Here is a 16,908-nt window from a genome sequence, read left to right as displayed (position 1 = left end):
GCACTCGGCTGTGTCGGCCAAGGGTTCATGCTGAAACGCGTCCAGAGCGAGATGCTCGCTTTCGATTGAGTTCGATGTTTGGTGCATCCACGGCCCTGAGCGGGGACGCGATTTAAAATTTTATCATTTTTAGTCTCTTAAGCCGCGCCGTCTCCAGCGACCGTCAAATCCGCCGGGGCCGATCTCGCCCAAGCCCATCGTCTTCCGGGAAAGGATCTACGGGCCTGTAGGGGCGACTGAATTCGCCCCTACAGGTCGTCCATGTTGCCTCAATGCTCATGCCCGACATAGAGCCGGGTGAGCGCCTCTCGATAATCGGCCAGGATCTTGGCCCTCTTGAGCTTCATGGTGGGCGTCATACGGTCATTCTCGATAGACCAGGGGCAGGCGGCCAAGGCCACGCGGCGGATCTTCGCATGACCCGGGAAGCCGGTGAGCCGGCCCTCGATCCTGCCGTGCAGGACGGGCTCGAGTCGTCCGTCGGCATCGGCGACCATGGGGTCGCTCGGCAGTCCTTCGGCCTTCGCCATCTCGGTGTAGACATCCGGGTTCAGCACCACGAGCGCGCTCAGGAAGGGGCGTCCCTCGCCGATGACCAGGACCTGCTCGAAGAGCGGGTCGCCCGAGATGGCCATCTCGATATCCGCCGGCGGGACCTTCTCGCCGTTGGCGAGCACCAGGATGTCCTTGATGCGCCCGGTGATGAAGAGGTGACCGTCCTGCACGCGCACCTGGTCGCCGGTCTTGAGCCACCCCTCGCGGTCGAGGACCTCCGCCGTCGCTTGCGGCTGGTTCCAGTAGCCCGACATGACGCCGGGCGAGCGCACGATCAGCTCGTCGAGCTCGCCGATGCGGTACTCGAGTCCGGGCAGCGGCCGGCCGACGCTTTCGGGGATGTTGTCCTCGAGCGGGCTGACGCTGATGACGGGGCTGGTCTCGGTGAGTCCGTAGCCCTGCACGAGCGGGACGCCGAGCGCGATGAAGACCCGTGCGATGTCCGGGGCCAAGGGTGCGCCGCCGCAGACCGCAACCCGCAGCCGCCCGCCGAAGCGTGCGCGGATCTTCGCTCCGACCAAGTGATCGAGCAGCGGGGCCACCAACAGACGCGGGTGCCAGCTCGCCCGACCCTGGCTGTGCTCGAAGCGATCCCAGCCGATGCTCGCCGCATGTTCGAACAGCCGGCGCTTGAGTGCGGATTCGCCGTCGAGCCGTTCACGCAGTCGGGCATGAACGCGCTCGAAGATCCGTGGGACCGCGATCATGACGGTCGGTTGGATCTGCAGCAGATCCTCGGCCAATTGCGGGATCGACCGGGCAAAGGCGACGCTGCTGCCGGCCATGATCGGCAGGACATAGCCGGCGGTCCGCTCGAGCGTATGCGAGAGCGGCAGGAAGGACAGGAAGCGGTCTTCGGGTCGTGCCGGGATGAGCTTGAGCGATGCCTCGGCGTTCCAGAGGATGTTGCGATGGCTGAGCATCACGCCTTTGGGATGCCCGGTGGTGCCGGAGGTATAGACGATGGTCGCCAGGGCGTCGGGGTTGTCGACCCGATCGACGGGGCGATGATCGACCGGTGTCAGCGCCTCGCCGAGCCACTCGGTCGCCGCGCGCGAGCCCTCGGGTAGTGCCGTCTCGGCCGGCTCGAGAACCAGCAGACGCTTCATCCCGGCGAGCGTCGTGTCGATCGTCGACAACTTGGTACGTTGCTCGGCGGTCTCGAGCAGCAGGAGTCGAACGCCTGCATCTTCGAGGATGTGCCGGACCGCCTCCGCGCGGTCGTCGGGATAGAGCGGCACCGTGACCAGGCCCAGCCCGAGCGCGGCCAGATCGAAGGCGACCCATTCGCGCCGATTGCGCATCATGAGGGCCACACGCTCGCCGGGCGAAAGACCTTCGCGCATCAAGGCCGCCTGCCAATGCGCGACCAGGCGGGCGGTGTCGCGCCAAGTGGTCTCGAGCCAGGTCTGGCTTTTCTCGTCGAACTGAACGTAGGCGACCGCATCCGGCGTGCGTGCGACACGTTCGAGCAACAGTCCGCAGAGGCTGACCGCCTCCTCGGTCGAGATAAGATCGAACAGGCGGGTCGAGACGCCTGTCGTTGCGGTTTGGTCGAACAGCAGCATGTCAGTGTCCTCCTGGATAGAGCCCGGCCGGTGTCAACTGCCAGCCCCGATCCGGTCTGAAGTGACGACCATGGTCGCGTTGGAGCGCATCGAGACGCTCGCGCATGCGCTCCCAGCCGCCTTGGGCGATCTCGTGGAGCGGGCCGCCGCGATGGGGGGCGAAGCCGGTGCCGAAGACGACCCCGGCGTCGAGTAGGTCCGGGTCCTCGACGACCCCTTCGCGTAGACAGGCGACACACTCGTTGAGCAGGCGGAAGATCAGCCGCTCGGTGAGATCCTCCGGCGGCCGTTCGCCGCGCGGCACGGCTTGCGGCATCGCGCGTTCCCCTTGATAGGCATAGAAACCCTGTCCGCTCTTGCGGCCGAGTCGGCCCTCCGAAACCATTCGGCGCAGACGTTCCGGCGTCTCTTCCGGGGCTGTCAGGGCGGGGCCGAGCGTGTCGGCGACGGCCAGACAGATGTCGAGCCCGACTGTATCGGCGAGCGCCAGCGGCCCCATGGGCATCCCGTAGTCGACCGCGGCTCGGTCGATGGCGGCCATGGAGACACCCTCGTCGAGCAGGTCGACGGCCTCCAGCAGATAGGGCATGAGGACACGGTTGACCAGAAATCCCGGACGACTGCGCACCGGCAGCGGGAGCCGGTCGAGTGCGCGGACCGCCGCGAGCCCGCGCTGAACCGACTCGGATCGTGTCGAGGTGCCCCGGACGACCTCCACGAGCTGCATCCGCGCGACCGGGTTGAAGAAGTGCAGGCCGATGAGACGCCCCGGATCCCGAAGACCCTCGCCGATGCGCTCGAGCGGGATGCTCGAGGTATTGGTGGCGAGCAAGGCATGCTCGGGGACGCGCGTCTCCATCTCGGCGAACAGACGCTGCTTGAGCTCCGCCTGCTCCGCGACCGCCTCGATGACGAGGTCGGTGCGTCGCAGACCCTCGCCGTCCGGGTCCGGGATCAGCCGGTCCCAGGCTGTGCGGACCAGCCGTGGATCGCGCAGGCGTTGCTCGAAGAGGCGATGGGCGCGCTTCATGGCTCGTCCGATCTGATCGAGCGAGAGGTCCTGCAGGGTTACCGTCAGACCGCTGAGTGCGCACCAGGCCGCGATGTCGCCGCCCATCACTCCGGCCCCGACGACATGGACCCGGTCGGGACGCGGGACCTCCCCGCCGGACAGGGCCTTGAGCCGCTCCTGGAGATGGAAAACGCGCCGCAGGTTCGTCGAGGACTCGCCGAGCAGAAGCTCGGGCACGCGTCGGGCCTCGCCGTCGAGCAGACCCCGTGCGTTTTCGCCGTTGGCGCGCCAGTGCTCGATCAGAGCGAAGGGGGCAGGGTAATGCTCCTGCCTCATCTTGGCCGCCGTTCGGCGGGTCATCCGTTGCGCGACCCAGCCGCGCACCGGCGGAAGATTGGGCAGACGCTGCGAAAAGTTCGCCCGGCTTGGTAGGGGTGCGGCGCGAATCAAATCGCGAGCGCCTGTCTCCAACTGACGTTGTGGTAGGACTCGATCGACCAGACCCATCCGTTGGGCTTGGCGGGCCGAGTAGGTTTTTCCGGTCAACATGGCCTGGATGGCCGCGACGGGGCCAAGCGTTCGGATCGCGCGCCAGGTGCCGCCGTAGCCCGGGAAGATCCCGAGTCGCACCTCGGGGAAGCCGAGCTTGGTCGATGGGTCGTCGCTCGCGATGCGGTAGCGACAGGCGAGTGCCAGCTCCAGACCGCCGCCCAGACAGACGCCGTGAATCAGCGCAAGCGTCGGGATCGGCAGATCCTCGATGCGGGCGAGTAAGGCGTGGACTCGGCGGATGTGGCGCTCGGCTTGGGCCGGATCGGCGAGTCTATCGAATTCGTCGACATCCGCGCCGGCGATGAACCCCTTCGCCTTGCGCGAATGAATGATGAGTCCGGTGATCGGGTGCGCGCGGGGTCCCGAGGCAATGCCGGTTTCCAGTCCGTTCTCGAGTCCGTTTTCGACTTGGGTGATGCAGGCGTCCAGCTCATCGAGTGCAGCGACCGAGAGCAGGTTGACGGCATGCGACGGGTCGTCGATCCCGAGCCTGCAGAGCCCGTCGGTGGCGTCTTGCGCGAGCGTCCAGAGCGTCTTCATGGCGTACCTCCTTCGGTTCTCAGCAGCAGGGCCCCGCCCTGACCGCCCCCGATACAAAGACTCGCAACGCCCAGGGCCAGCCCTCGACGTTTCATGGACAGCGCCAGATGCAGGACCAGGCGTGCACCGCTGGCACCGACAGGGTGGCCGATGGCGATGGCGCCGCCTTCGGGATTCAGGGCATCGTCCGGGATCGGCTGGTCGGGCTCGTCACCCAGAACCTCTTCGCGATAGTGGCGGTCCGACCAGGCCTCCTGGCAGGCGAGCACCTGCGCGGCGAAGGCTTCGTTGATCTCGAAGACATCGATGTCGCCGGTCGCGAGCCCCTGACGACGCAGCAGCGGGGCCATGGCGTGGACCGGCCCGAGACCCATCTCGGTCGGGTCGAGCGCGGCCCACTCGGTATCGACGAGCTGCGCGAGCACTGTCAGACCCCAACGCTCCACCGCCTCCTCGGAGGCCAGCAGGAGCAGCGCGGCACCGTCCGTGACCTGTGCGCTGTTGCCTGCGGTGACCGCACCCGTGGGTCGGTCGAAGACCGGGCGCAGTGCACCGAGCTGTGCGAGATCCGAATCGGCGCGATAGCCTTCATCGTGAGTATAGGCAGTCCCGTCGGGCGCGATGAGCGGCGTGATCTCGGCGGAGAAGACATGGTCGGACATTGCGGTTCCCAGGCGCTGATGGCTGCGCAGCGCGAACCGATCCATCGCCTGGCGATCGATCCCGAACCGCCAGGCGAGATGTTCGGCGGTCTGCCCCATCGAAAGCCCGACGATGGGGTCGGTGAGGCCCTTGAGCAGGCCGATGACGGGGGCCAGGTCCTGCGGCCGCAATTGCGTCAGCATCCGTCCGCGGGTTGCGAAGCTGCGGGCGCGTGACCAGCGCCCCAGCCACTCGACGAGGGCGCGCCCGAACAAGACCGGGGCATGGCTCATGGCCTCGGTGCCGCCGGCGAGGACCAGATCCGCGCGCCCCGCGCCGATCGACTGCGCGGCACTGTCCAGTGCCTGAAGTCCGGAGGCGCAGTTGCGCTGGACCGTCCAGGCCGGGGTGCGCTTGCTGCAACCCAGGCGAAGTGCGGCGATGCGGGCGATATTCATCTCCTCCGGGCTCGGCATCACGCATCCCAGGATGACCTCGTCGATCACCTCCGGCCTGAAGGGCTGGCGCAGCAGGAGCGGACGACCGGCGCCCACTGCGAGATCCGCCGCCGTGAAGGGTCCGGGGGTCCCGCGCGCCTTCAGACAGGGTGTGCGGCAGCCGTCGACCAGATAGACCGGCCGGGTGTGCGGGCGTGTGTGTTGGTTCATCGCGTCCTCCAGTCGGAGTTTAGGCCGCTGCTCTCGACTCATCCTGAATCCGCCGCTGCCGTGGCCGGAGCTCGACAAAACTGTCGACCCCGATGACGGCATCGCGAAGCTGCTCCGCCTCGCGAACCGCTGCCGCGTCTTCTGCAGTGATCAGTCGGGCCGCGACCGCTTCACGAAGCCGCGTCGGGTCGTCGTGATCGGCCAAGCGGCCTTGTCGAACGGCCGCACGCAGGACACGTCGGACCTCGTCCGCGTGCGTCGCGGCCGCCAAGGCCAGCTCGATTCGACCGACGGCCAAGCTCGGGTCGCGGCTTTCGAAGATGCCCGCCGTCAGGCGATCTCGCGCCGCGCCCGGCTCCATGATCAGGCGGGCCACACGATGCTCCAACGCGTCGCTCGGCCCCTCGAAGGGCAGGCCGGTCGGGAAGCTGATGAGCCGCAAGCCTCGCGCAAGACTACGTCGGGGGAAGTTCCGCCAGAGCGCGAGCAGCGCCTCCTGGATGCGGGTCAGGTGGTCCGCCATGGCCCACTCGACCAGATCCCGGTCGGCCTCTGGTCGGCCTTGGTCCTCGTGGTGTTTGAGCGTGCAGGAGGCCATGAACAACAGGCTCAGGATGTCGCCGAGCCGCGCGGAGAGACGCTCGCGCCGTTTCAGGCTCCCGCCCAAGGTCATCATGGCGAGGTCCGCGTTGAGGGCAAAGACGCTGCTCAGCCAGTCCAGGCGCTGATACTGGCGACCCAACCAGCCTTCGACCGGCCGTGCGGCGAGACGTCCGCCGGAAAGTCCATCCCGCAGGGTCCGTAAGAGGTTGCGGGTCAGGAAGCCGACGTGTCCGGCGATGGCTGCATCGAATCGGTCCAGCGCACGCACCGGATCCGGATCTCCCGCGGCGCTGAACTCTTCGAGCACATGCGGATGACATCGCAAGGCGCCCTGACCGAAGACGATCAGATTGCGGGTCAAGATGTTCGCGCCCTCGACCGTGATGCCGATCGGTATCGCCTGATAGACCCGCCCGAGCGGATTGGCGGGCCCGAGACAGATCCCGCTGCCGCCTTGTACGTCCATGGCGTCGTTGATGACTTGCCGATAGGCTTCGGTGAGCTGGTACTTAAGCACCGCCGAGAGCACGGCCGGATGCTCGCCGGCCTGCAGCGCGGCGAGAAAGACTCGGTGCGCGGCGTCCATCTGATAGGTCCGCCCGGCGATGCGTGCGAGTGCGGCCTCGACCCCTTCGAAATCACCGATCGACCGGCCGAATTGCGTGCGTATCCGGGCATAGGCCCCGGTATAGCGGGACGCCAGTTTGCCGCCGCCTGCAGAGAGCGCCGGCAGGGAGATACCGCGACCCTCCGAGAGCGACTCCATGAGCATCCGCCAGCCCTTGCCGATCCCGTCTCGGCCGCCGATGACCCAATCGACCGGGATGAAGACACCGCGCCCGACCAAGGGTCCGTTCTGGAAGGGGATGCCGAGCGGCAGGTGGCGGCGCCCGCGCTCGATGCCGGGCGTGTCGCCTGGGATCAGGGCGAGGGTGAGGCCGGGTTGCGGATCGTCGCCGAGCAGCCGGTCCGGGTCGGTCAAGCGGAAGGCCAGTCCGATCAGCGTCGCGACCGGTCCCAGGGTGATGTAGCGTTTGTCGAAATCGATCCGGATCCCGAGCGTGGGGCGGCCCTTGAAGACGCCGCGGCACACGACCCCGATGTCCGGCGTCGAGGCCGCGTCGCTGCCGGCCTTTGGGCCGGTCAATGCGAAGCAGGGGATCTCATCGCCGCTGGCCAGGCGCGGGAGCCAGCGGTCACGCTGGGCCTGGGTGCCGTAGCGCAGCAGCAGCTCGGCCGGCCCCAGGCTGTTGGGCACCATCACGGTCACCGCGGCGGTGATGCTGCGGCTGGCGAGCTTCATGACGATCTCGGAGTGGGCCAGCGGGGAGAAGCCGAGTCCGCCGTAGCGGGTCGGGATGACGAGTCCGAAGAGACGCTCGCGCCGGATGAAGGACCAGACCTCGGGCGGCAGGTCCATGTCCTCGTGGGTGATGCGCCAGTCGTCGAGCATCCGACAGAGCTGCTCGACCGGGCCGTCCAGAAACGCCTGCTCGGCGGGGCTCAAGCGGGCCGGAGGCAGGTTGCGCAGGCGCGACCACTCGGGACGGCCCGAAAAAAGCTCGGCATCCCACCAGGTGCCGCCGACCTCCAACGCCTCCTGCTCGGTGCGGGACATGGCCGGCATGACGCGCCGGAATTGTTTCAACAGGTGTCGGGTGATCAGGGACCGGCGGAGCGGGGCGATGAAGGTGACCGCAGCGAGTGTCGCGGCAAAGGTGCCGAACGCGATAAGCGGGATGGTCATGTCAGGAGCCCTCCGTCGAGATGGCCTTCTTGGACCGAGCCATTCCGAAGCCCGGTGTGGTCGGTTCGGGGCCTGTTTTCTCGATGACAGCGTCAGATCGCGGCAGCGACGTCGATCCCGATCCCGGGTGCGAACCCGGTCGCCGGAACCGCAATTGCGCCAAGAACGCTCCTGATGTCGGGCTGGCGAGCAAGGATCGGCGATCGATGGACAGCTGGCCCATCAGGCGCTGCCACATCGGGTCCGGCACAGCCACTGCCGGCGTGACCGTCGCAACTGCGTGGGTCAAAGGTATGTCGGCACGCGACGGGACCGTCTCCGAGCACCCGCAAGGCAGAGCGCCGGTCGACGTCCGGCCGGCGTGATCGGTCATCCGGGCGGCACTTACGGCGGCGCGGTAGGAGCGGCTTCGGTCGCTCAGGAGCACCTGTGTTCTGCACCAGGGCAAGCGGCGATAGAGGCCGATCTCGTCGATCCCGAGGAAGGGATACTTGATGATGTCGAAATAGGGCGAGTAGTCGAAGTCGCGCGGCGTGAAGAGACGCGGGTTGCGCTGGAAGAAACGCAGGGTGCCGTCGGCGTGTCGATCGATGAAGGGCAGGATCGGAAAATCCACCGCGCCGAATGACTCGGCGATTAAACCGGCGCAGACCGTTCGGGTCACGCCGCCCGCGTTGACCTGGAAGAGGCTCGAGCGCCAGCGCCGCGGAACGATGCCCCAAGGCAGGAAAAAACGGGCGAGGTCAAGCAACTGGCGCACGTCGTAGTCGCTGCCGAGCCGACGGATGGCGTACCCGATGACCTGTTGTGCGTCCCCTCGGGAGAGACCGTGCGGACGACAGATCCGCAGATGATCCTTGGCATAGCGGGTCAGCGGGGAGATGCGTGTCCCTTGACCGATCAGGGCCTCGAGCAGCAGTTGCTCGCTGTGGTCGCGTTGATAGTGCTGCACGACGAGGTTGCGCAGGGTGCGGTCTTCGATGTCGTGCAGGCGCCCGAGGTAGAGTGCGGCATGGGTCCAGGCGCTTTGGGTGATCAGCTTGATGATGCCGCCGACCCGGGTGCGCCCCTCGACCAAGACCACATCACCGGGTTGAAGTTCTTCGCTCAGGCGCTTGAAATCGCACAAGGGGACCTCGTGCGGCTCACCTTCCTTGGTCAGCCAGCCGATCATCCATCCCCGGATGGGGGCGCGGAGTCGTGTCATGGCGGTTTACCCGACAAGCGAGCTGAGTTAATGAGTCAGACCCTTGCGACGCCGAGAATGTTTCAGACCAGGTCGTCGGTGCGGTCTAGTCGAAACCCGGCCGATGTGCCAGTCTTGGATCAGTCTTGAAACCAGATTCGGCCGTCGACCGAGGCATGCCGCAACCAAGCGTTTCGCGACGTTGAAGGATATGAACGACCGGCCCCCGACACTCTCGCGTCTTGTCTGGGAGACCCGCTATCGGGTCGAAGGCGAGGCCGATGTCGACGCGACTCGGCAACGGGTTGCGCACGCACTGGCGTCGGTCGAGCCGGTGGAGCGGAAGGTTTGGGCGGCGCGGTATCTGGACCTGCTGAAGGGGTTTCGGTTTCTGCCGGGCGGGCGGATCCTCGCCGGGGCCGGTGTGGATCGGGACCTGACCCTGTTCAACTGCTTCGTCATGGGTCCGATCCCGGACGACCTCTCCGGCATCTTCGAGGCGCTGCGGGATGCGGCGCTGACCATGCAGCAGGGCGGGGGCGTGGGTTGCGACTTTTCCACGCTGCGGCCCGCCGGTCTGCGCGGGGAGCGGGTCGGGGGTACGGCCTCGGGGCCGGTGTCCTTCATGGGCCTGTGGGACAGCATGTGCGCGACACTGCTCTCGACCGGGGTACGCCGCGGGGCGATGATGGGGACGTTGCGCTGCGACCATCCGGACATCGAGCGCTTCGTCGATGCCAAGCGGGACGCTACGGCACTGCGCAACTTCAATCTCTCTGTGTTGGTCACGGATGACTTCATGCGGGCGTTGGCGGCGGACGCGCCATGGGAGCTGGTGTTTCCCGTCGAGCAGATGGCGCATCGGGATCGTGCCCGCTTCCAAGGTCGAAGAATCCGCGTCTGGCCCGGCTGTGATGCTCCTGTCGCCTGTGCGGTTCTGCGCACCCTGCCGGCGCGCGCGCTCTGGATGCGTATCATGCGCGCCAACTACGACACGGCCGAGCCGGGCGTGCTCTTCATCGATCGAATCAACGCCGAGAACAATCTCGCCTATCGCGAGCGCATCGGAGCCACGAATCCCTGCGGCGAGATCCCCTTGCCGAGTTGGGGCGCCTGCGATCTGGGCGCGCTCAATCTGACCGCCTTCGTGCGGGAACCCTTCGACGAGACCGCGTCGCTCGACTTGGATGCCCTTGCCGACGCGGCGGGTGTGGCGACGCGAATGTTGGATGCGGTGATCGATCTCTCGCGCTTTCCGCTCCCCGAGCAGGCCGAGCAGGCGCGGGGGAGTCGCCGTATCGGTCTGGGGATCACGGGCCTGGCCGACGCGCTCGTCATGTTGGGATTGCGTTACGACAGCACGGCCGCGCGCGGTCGGGCGGAAGCAGCGATGCACACGGTCTGTCATGCGGCCTACCGGTCCTCGGTTGCCCTTGCCGTGGAAAAGGGTCCGTTTCCGTACCTGGTGCGCGAGGCCTATCTGGCGGCGCCCTTCGTGCGGCGGTTGCCCGAGGACATCCGAGCCGGGATCGCCTCGGGCGGGATCCGCAACTCGCATCTCACCGCGATTGCACCGACCGGGACCGTCAGCCTGCTCGCAAATAATCTCTCGAGCGGCATCGAGCCGGTCTTCTCTCGGGTGCAGTATCGGCGAGTCCGTACCGGCGCGGGTCGATCGGACCGCTATCGGGCCGAGGATTATGCCGTACGGCTCTGGCGCGAGCGTTTCGGTCGGCGTCCCGGACCGCCGGCCTTCGTCGCCGCGCACGAGGTGACGCCGGAGGACCATCTGGCGATGCAGGCCGCCGTTCAGCCCCATGTCGACAACGCCATCTCCAAGACCATCAACGTGCCGACGCAAATCCCGTTTGCGTCGTTCGAGCGGCTCTATCGACGTGCCTATGATCTCGGTCTGAAGGGCTGCACGACCTTCAGGCCCAACCCGGTGACCGGCGAGATCCTGAGCGAGGTGATGGAAGGACGGGCGCCCGACGCATCCGGCCCCTGCTGCGGATCGGAGCGGGAGGGGGGCTGAGTCATGTCCTTCCACCCCGCAGTCAGGCCGCTGATGCAGCCGGTTCGCCCGGCGATGGTGCTGCATCATCTGGGTCAGATTGCGCTGATTCTGGCGGTGCTCTTCTCGGTGCCCTTGGCCTTCGCGGCGGCGACCGGCGACTGGGAGCTGGCGCGGCGCATCCTGCTCGCCGCACTGCTGCCGGCCTTGGCGCTCGGCGCTTGTGCTCGGATCCGTCCGAGCGACCGACCCTTGCAGGCCAACGAGGCGCTGGTGATCTCCGCACTGACCTTCATCGTCGCGGCGGCGCTCATGACCTACCCGCTCACCGCGGAAGGTCTGTCGCCTTTGGACGCCTGGTTCGAGTCGGTCTCCGGCGTGACCACGACCGGTCTCAGTCTGGTTCCGAACCCGGAGTTCCGTTCCGATGCCTTCCTCTTCACGCGTGCCTGGATGCAGTGGTTCGGCGGCTTGGGCATCGTCGTCTTGTCCCTTGCCCTGGCCTTCGGGAGGACCGAGGACATGCGTCGTCTGGCCGACGCCGGGGCGGACGAGGAGAGTTTGGCCGAAGGGACGCGGATCCACGCCCGGCGTGCCTTTACGATCTATGTGCTGCTCACGGTCGCCGGCTTGCTGCTGGTCCTGCCGACGGATCTGCCGCCCTTCGACGCCCTCATCCATACGCTGGCCGCGATCTCGACCGGGGGGTTCGGCGGTGTCTCCGACAGCCTGGCCGGCTTTGGGCGAGGCACTCATTTCGCCCTCTTTGCCGTGTCGCTGCTCGGCGCCTTACCGCTCTTTTTGTATTACCGGGCTTGGAGGTCCGGCCCCGTCTCCTTGGGCTCCGATCCCGAGCTTCGGGCACTGATCATCGCCGTTGCGCTGGTGACCTTTCTGCTCTGGTGGCTCGGGGGCCTGTCGCCGGTGGATGCGCTGCTCCAGGCCGGCTCAGCTCAGACGACGACCGGATTTGCGACTCTGGATCCGAGCGCGCTGGACCCGGCGGCCAAGGGTGTCCTGATCCTCTCGATGGCCACCGGCGGCGGTGTCGGCTCGACGGCCGGCGGCATCAAGCTCCTGCGCCTGCTGATCCTGATTCGCATGATCCAGCTCGCCGTGATGCGTGTTCAACTGCCGCGTCATGCAGTGGTTCAGCCGGCGATCGGCGACCGGCCCCTCGGCGGCCTCCAGATCGAGCACGCCCTGGTACTGATTCTGCTGTTCGTTCTGCTGGTGCTCGGGTCCTGGATGACCTTTCTCGTCGCCGGCTATCCGGCGCTGGACGCACTCTTCGAGGTGGTCTCGGCCACGGCGACGGTCGGCCTGTCCGTGGGGATCGTCAGCCCCGACCTCGAGCCCGGGCTCAAGCTGCTGCTGAGCCTGAACATGTTGGCGGGGCGCTTGGAGATCGTTGCCTTGCTGGTTCTGCTGTTTCCGGGGACTTGGTATAAGCCTTGATCGGCGGTCGCCGCTTCGCGACGACCGTTGGCATTACTTCCGGCCGAATCGTCCGCGCAGTCGGGATGCTGATTTCCGGAAATCACCTAAAGTAACGGCTGACGGCTGACGGCTGGAGGCTTTCCCCTTAACGAGGGACTCGAGATGCGATTCGTCTTCATCGGCAGCGGAACCCTCGCCGTGCTCACCGGGCGCATGCTCGTGGAGCGCGGTCACGAGGTCGTCATCGTCGAGCGCGATCCGGCGACGATCGAACGGTTTCGCGACGAGCTCGACGTGGGTTTCCTCCACGGCGACGGGACCCGGCCGGCGATCCTGCGCGAGGCCGATCCCGAGAATACCGATCTGCTCTTCTGCCTGACCCATGACGATCAGTCCAACATCATCGCCAGCCTGGTGGCGCGTTCCCTGGGTTACCGACGGGTCGTAACCAAGATCGAGGATCCGGATCTGGAGCACATCTGCTCCGAGTTGGGTCTGGCCGACTCGCTTGTGCCGATGCACACCGTCGGCCGCTACCTCGCCGACATGGCCGAGGGGCAGGACATCATCGCCATCTCCGACATCCTGCGCGGCGACACCCGCATCTTTTCCTTCAAGGTCGACGAGGCGTCGGCGACGGTGCTCGAAGAGTTGGCGATCCCGGATGTCGCTCGGGCCATCTGCATCTATCGCAACGGCGAGGAGCTGAAATTCGCCGACCCGCAGATGCGTCTGCATATCGGGGACGAAGTCGTGTTGCTGACACGGGCGCGCGGTCTGAAAGCACTCCGCCAGCGCTTCGAGTAGGGCACGCTCGATTGTCGTGCGGCGATGCCCGGTTTTGTGGTCCATCCCGGCGGGGTGCACCTGGATGGTGCAGCATGCTGTCGCGACGTCATTACTCCAAAGGAGTAGTCCCCTATGGATAAAGGGGTTGGCGTCGGTTTGCGACGAAGGCGATGTTGGCGCGTTTCTTGAACAGTTTCATCCGTTATGGGCCATGTTGTGGGGTTCACGGAGATGCTTAGACAATTCCAATCCGGCGGCGCCGGTCAGATCCAGATGCAACGCGCGGGACAAGCGATGGCCTACCATGAGTTCTATCAGGACGACTTCCGGCCGCGCGATCACTACCTGCCGATGTGGGAGCATATTCAAACCACCGGCCAGCAGATCCTCGGTGCCAAGGCGCGCGATGCCCATCTGACGTTGCACACCGAAGGGGTGACCTTCACCGTCTACGCCAACGACGAGGAGGGCATCGAGCGCGTCTGGCCCTTCGACATCCTCCCGCGCATCATCACGGCCATCGAGTGGGCGCAGATCGAAGCCGGACTCAAACAGCGCATCCGGGCCCTGAATCTCTTCCTGAAGGATCTCTATCACGGTCAGCGGATCCTCAAGGACGGCGTCGTGCCGCCCGAGCTGATCTACCGCGGCAAGGACTTCCGGCGCGAGATCATGGACATCACCCCGCCGCACGACATCTATACCCACATCAGTGGGGTCGATCTGATCCGCGACGAGGACGGTCGCTATCTGGTGCTCGAGGACAATCTGCGCACGCCCTCCGGTGTGTCCTACATGATCGAGAACCGGATCGTGGAGCGGCGCATCCTGCCCGAGTTCTTCGCACGCTATCGGGTCCGCCGGGTCGAGCACTATCCGGCGCTGCTGCTGCAGGCCCTGCGTCATCTCTCGCCGCGCGGCGCCGAGGATGCGACCATCGTGGTCCTCACGCCCGGCATCTTCAACTCGGCCTATTTCGAGCACACCTTTCTCGCTAAGGAGATGGGCGTGGAGCTGGCCGAGGGGCGCGATCTGGTCTGCAAGAACGATAAGGTCTATCTCAAGACCACGCAGGGCCTGCGTCAGGTCGATGTCGTCTATCGGCGCGTCGACGACGACTTCCTGGACCCGTTGGTGTTCCGGTCGGACTCCGAGCTGGGCGTGGCCGGGATCATCAATGCTTGGCGGGCCGGCAATGTCGCCTTGGCCAACGCACCGGGGGCGGGCATCGCCGACGACAAGGCGGTGTATGCCTATGTCCCGGACATCATCCGCTACTACCTCGGCGAATCACCCATCCTGCCGAGTGTGCCGACCTACCAGATGACCGATCACCAGGACCGTCTGTATGTGCTCGACAACATGGAGAAGATGGTCATCAAGGCGGTCGCCGAATCCGGCGGCTACGGGATGCTGATGGGACCCTCGTCCACCACCGCGCAGCGCGCCGAGTTTGCCCGCAAGATCGAGGAGAATCCGCGCAACTACATCGCCCAGCCGGTGATCCAGCTCTCGCGCCACATCTGCTATCTCGACGGCGAGCTGGAGTCGCGCCATCTGGATCTGCGGCCCTTCAGTATCTACGGCAGCGATATCGAGGTCGTCCCGGGCGGCTTGACCCGCGTTGCCATGACCAAGGGATCCTTGGTCGTGAATTCCTCGCAGGGCGGGGGCAGTAAAGACACCTGGGTGCTGGCCGACTGATGTTGAGTCGTATCGCTGAATCGCTCTATTGGATGACCCGGCACCTGGAGCGCGCGGACAACACCGCGCGCGTGCTGGACATCAATGTCGTCTACATGCTCGAGGCCGACGAGGGTGCGACCGAGGAGATGCAGTGGCGTCCCTTGCTCACCATCATGAGTGCCGATGAGCTCTACGAGGAGCTGCATCCCGACGGGCGCGTGACGGTGCAGCGCGTCATCCATCTGCTTACCCAGGACCGCAACAATCCGGGTTCGCTCCTGCTCAGTCTGAAGCTCGCGCGCGAGAACGCGCGGGTGGTGCGCGATCGGATCTCGAGCGAGATGTGGGAGGCGCTCAACGAGCTCTGGCTCTCGGCGGACAAGCATCTGAAGACGACGCTGCAGCCCTGGCGTGCGGCCGAGTTCTACGCCTTCATCCATCGCCAGGTCGCGGCCTTCTTCGGTCTGACCCAGAGCACCATGATGCGCGGCCAGGCCTACGGCTTCATGGCGCTCGGCAGCCTCCAGGAGCGCGCCGACATGACCGCGCGCATCCTGGACACACGCTATCACCTGCTGTTGCCGGATCTCACACTCGTCGGCTCGCCGTTGGACTACTACCAATGGGGCGCGCTGCTCAAGTCGCTCTCCGGTTTCGAGGCGTATCGCCGCAGATATCAAGGCGGCATCCGTCCGATCGACGTGGTGGAGTTTGTGGTGCTCGACACGGATTTCCCCCGATCGCTCGCCTACTGCGTGGACGGTATGGAGCGCGCGCTCGGGCGCATCGGGAGCTTGCCTGACGGAGCTGTGCCCGAGCGTCTTTCGGCGCTGCGTCGACATCTCGACGGCGCAACGCCCCAAGGGATTCTGGATCTCGGTCTGCATGAGTATCTCGACGATTTCCTGGGGCTCTTGGCCGATCTCGGTACGGCGCTGCAGAGCGACTACTTCGAGGCACACCTGGGGGATGATGCTCAGTGAGATATCAGATCGAGCGTGTTTGCCGGATCCACTTCGCGGCCCCGGCACGCGAGCACCACGTCCAGATCCGCCTGGCGCCTTGGGACGACGAGAGTCAGTCGCTCCTGCAAATCCAGCTCTCGGTGGCACCCGACGCCGGCGTCGCCGCCTGTCGGGACGGGTTCGGTAACCTCTCGCATCACTTCGCGGTGATGGGGGCGCACCGGGAGCTTGCCTTCAAGATGCGGGCGGAGGTGGAGACCCTGCGCAGCAATCCTTTTGATTTCCCGGTGATTGCGCAGGCACGCGAACGGGCCTGGATCGACGAGGCCCTCCATCAAGCGCCGCGCCTCTGGGACTTCGTCCTGCATCAAGGGCCACTGACCCCCGTGCTGCCCGAGCAGATCTGCGGACACCGGGTGCCGATCCTGCGCGAGGATCGACCGCTCTTGGATCAGGTGCAGGAGGCGAGTGCATGGATTCAGTCGGTGACGCCGTTCGACCCGGAGGTCGAGTTGCCGGTTGCCGCACTGCCCGGGCTGTTCGACGCGGGGCGCGGCTGTGCCGCCGATCTGGCGCACCTCTTGATTGCCCTGATGCGGCAGTGGTCCATCCCGGCGCGATTCGTCTCCGGGTATCTGGATGCGAGCTATTTCGATCCGGACGACGAAGATCCTCCGGGTACGCAGCCACGCGAGCAGAGGCTCCACCACTGGGCCGAGGTGCTGATCCCGGGCGGCGGCTGGCGCGGCGTCGACCCGGCCATGGGGCTACTCGCGGATGCGACCTACATGCGGGTGGCGGTCGGGCGCGATGCCGGCGACGTGCAGCCGCTGCGTCAGACCTGTCGCAGCGACGGCTCGGTGCCGGAGCTCGAAGAAACCCTTGCCGTCACCCCAATTGAACCGCGTCCGGAGTGATATGCAAACATCTCGAATTTGTCG

At 66.2% G+C, this 16,908-nt stretch carries 11 protein-coding genes; 6 read left to right on the top strand and 5 right to left on the bottom strand.

Annotation, left to right across the window (positions count from 1 at the left end; genetic code table 11):
* Nucleotides 1–269 precede the first annotated feature (269 nt).
* The 5 genes from B4N44_RS13560 to B4N44_RS13540 are packed head-to-tail and all read right to left on the bottom strand — an operon-like array spanning nucleotide 270 to nucleotide 9,094.
* Nucleotides 270–2,123, bottom strand: a complete 1,854-nt coding sequence (locus B4N44_RS13560; protein WP_296701710.1) for an AMP-dependent synthetase/ligase — start codon at nucleotides 2,121–2,123, stop codon at nucleotides 270–272.
* A gap of 1 nt (nucleotide 2,124) precedes the next feature.
* Entirely contained in the window at nucleotides 2,125–4,227 is a 2,103-nt protein-coding gene (locus B4N44_RS13555; protein ID WP_296701708.1) for a 3-hydroxyacyl-CoA dehydrogenase NAD-binding domain-containing protein, read from the bottom strand.
* The gene (locus B4N44_RS13550; RefSeq protein ID WP_296701706.1) at nucleotides 4,224–5,537 is read right to left on the bottom strand and encodes an acetyl-CoA C-acetyltransferase; all 1,314 of its coding nucleotides are present in this window, start codon (nucleotides 5,535–5,537) and stop codon (nucleotides 4,224–4,226) included. Before B4N44_RS13550 ends, B4N44_RS13555 begins: the two co-directional genes overlap by 4 nt.
* A 19-nt stretch (nucleotides 5,538–5,556) precedes the next feature.
* Entirely contained in the window at nucleotides 5,557–7,887 is a 2,331-nt protein-coding gene (locus tag B4N44_RS13545) for an acyl-CoA dehydrogenase (RefSeq protein ID WP_296701704.1), read from the bottom strand.
* A gap of 1 nt (nucleotide 7,888) precedes the next feature.
* Nucleotides 7,889–9,094, bottom strand: coding sequence for a YiiX/YebB-like N1pC/P60 family cysteine hydrolase (locus tag B4N44_RS13540; RefSeq protein WP_296701703.1), 1,206 nt, complete (start codon nucleotides 9,092–9,094; stop codon nucleotides 7,889–7,891).
* A 190-nt stretch (nucleotides 9,095–9,284) separates the two neighbouring features.
* Here B4N44_RS13540 and B4N44_RS13535 point away from each other — a divergent pair, with 190 nt between their 5' ends.
* The 6 genes from B4N44_RS13535 to B4N44_RS13510 all read left to right on the top strand — a co-directional run bounded on the left by B4N44_RS13535 (nucleotide 9,285) and on the right by B4N44_RS13510 (nucleotide 16,884).
* The gene (locus tag B4N44_RS13535) at nucleotides 9,285–11,108 is read left to right on the top strand and encodes an adenosylcobalamin-dependent ribonucleoside-diphosphate reductase (protein WP_296701701.1); all 1,824 of its coding nucleotides are present in this window, start codon (nucleotides 9,285–9,287) and stop codon (nucleotides 11,106–11,108) included.
* Between the two features lie 3 nt (nucleotides 11,109–11,111).
* Nucleotides 11,112–12,545 carry a TrkH family potassium uptake protein gene (locus tag B4N44_RS13530; protein WP_296701699.1) on the top strand — a complete coding sequence of 478 codons (1,434 nt, stop codon included), beginning with the start codon at nucleotides 11,112–11,114 and terminating at the stop codon, nucleotides 12,543–12,545.
* Between the two features lie 144 nt (nucleotides 12,546–12,689).
* A complete protein-coding gene (locus tag B4N44_RS13525) occupies nucleotides 12,690–13,334 on the top strand; it encodes a potassium channel family protein (RefSeq protein ID WP_296701698.1) in 645 nt (214 codons plus the stop codon).
* 213 nt (nucleotides 13,335–13,547) lie between these two features.
* Nucleotides 13,548–15,020: a circularly permuted type 2 ATP-grasp protein gene (locus B4N44_RS13520; RefSeq protein ID WP_296701697.1), complete on the top strand. Its 1,473-nt coding sequence runs from the start codon at nucleotides 13,548–13,550 to the stop codon at nucleotides 15,018–15,020.
* Nucleotides 15,020–15,985 (top strand): alpha-E domain-containing protein, encoded by a 966-nt coding sequence (locus B4N44_RS13515; RefSeq protein ID WP_296701696.1) that lies wholly within the window; start codon nucleotides 15,020–15,022, stop codon nucleotides 15,983–15,985. Before B4N44_RS13520 ends, B4N44_RS13515 begins: the two co-directional genes overlap by 1 nt.
* On the top strand, nucleotides 15,982–16,884 hold the full coding sequence (locus tag B4N44_RS13510) for a transglutaminase family protein (protein WP_296701695.1): 903 nt from the start codon (nucleotides 15,982–15,984) through the stop codon (nucleotides 16,882–16,884). The genes B4N44_RS13515 and B4N44_RS13510 overlap by 4 nt, the downstream gene beginning before the upstream one ends.
* The last annotated feature ends 24 nt before the right edge of the window (nucleotides 16,885–16,908 follow it).

The organism is Thiocapsa sp. UBA6158, assembly GCF_002423035.1.
Lineage (GTDB): Bacteria > Pseudomonadota > Gammaproteobacteria > Chromatiales > Chromatiaceae > Thiocapsa.
This window is presented reverse-complemented; position numbering and strand designations above follow the sequence as displayed.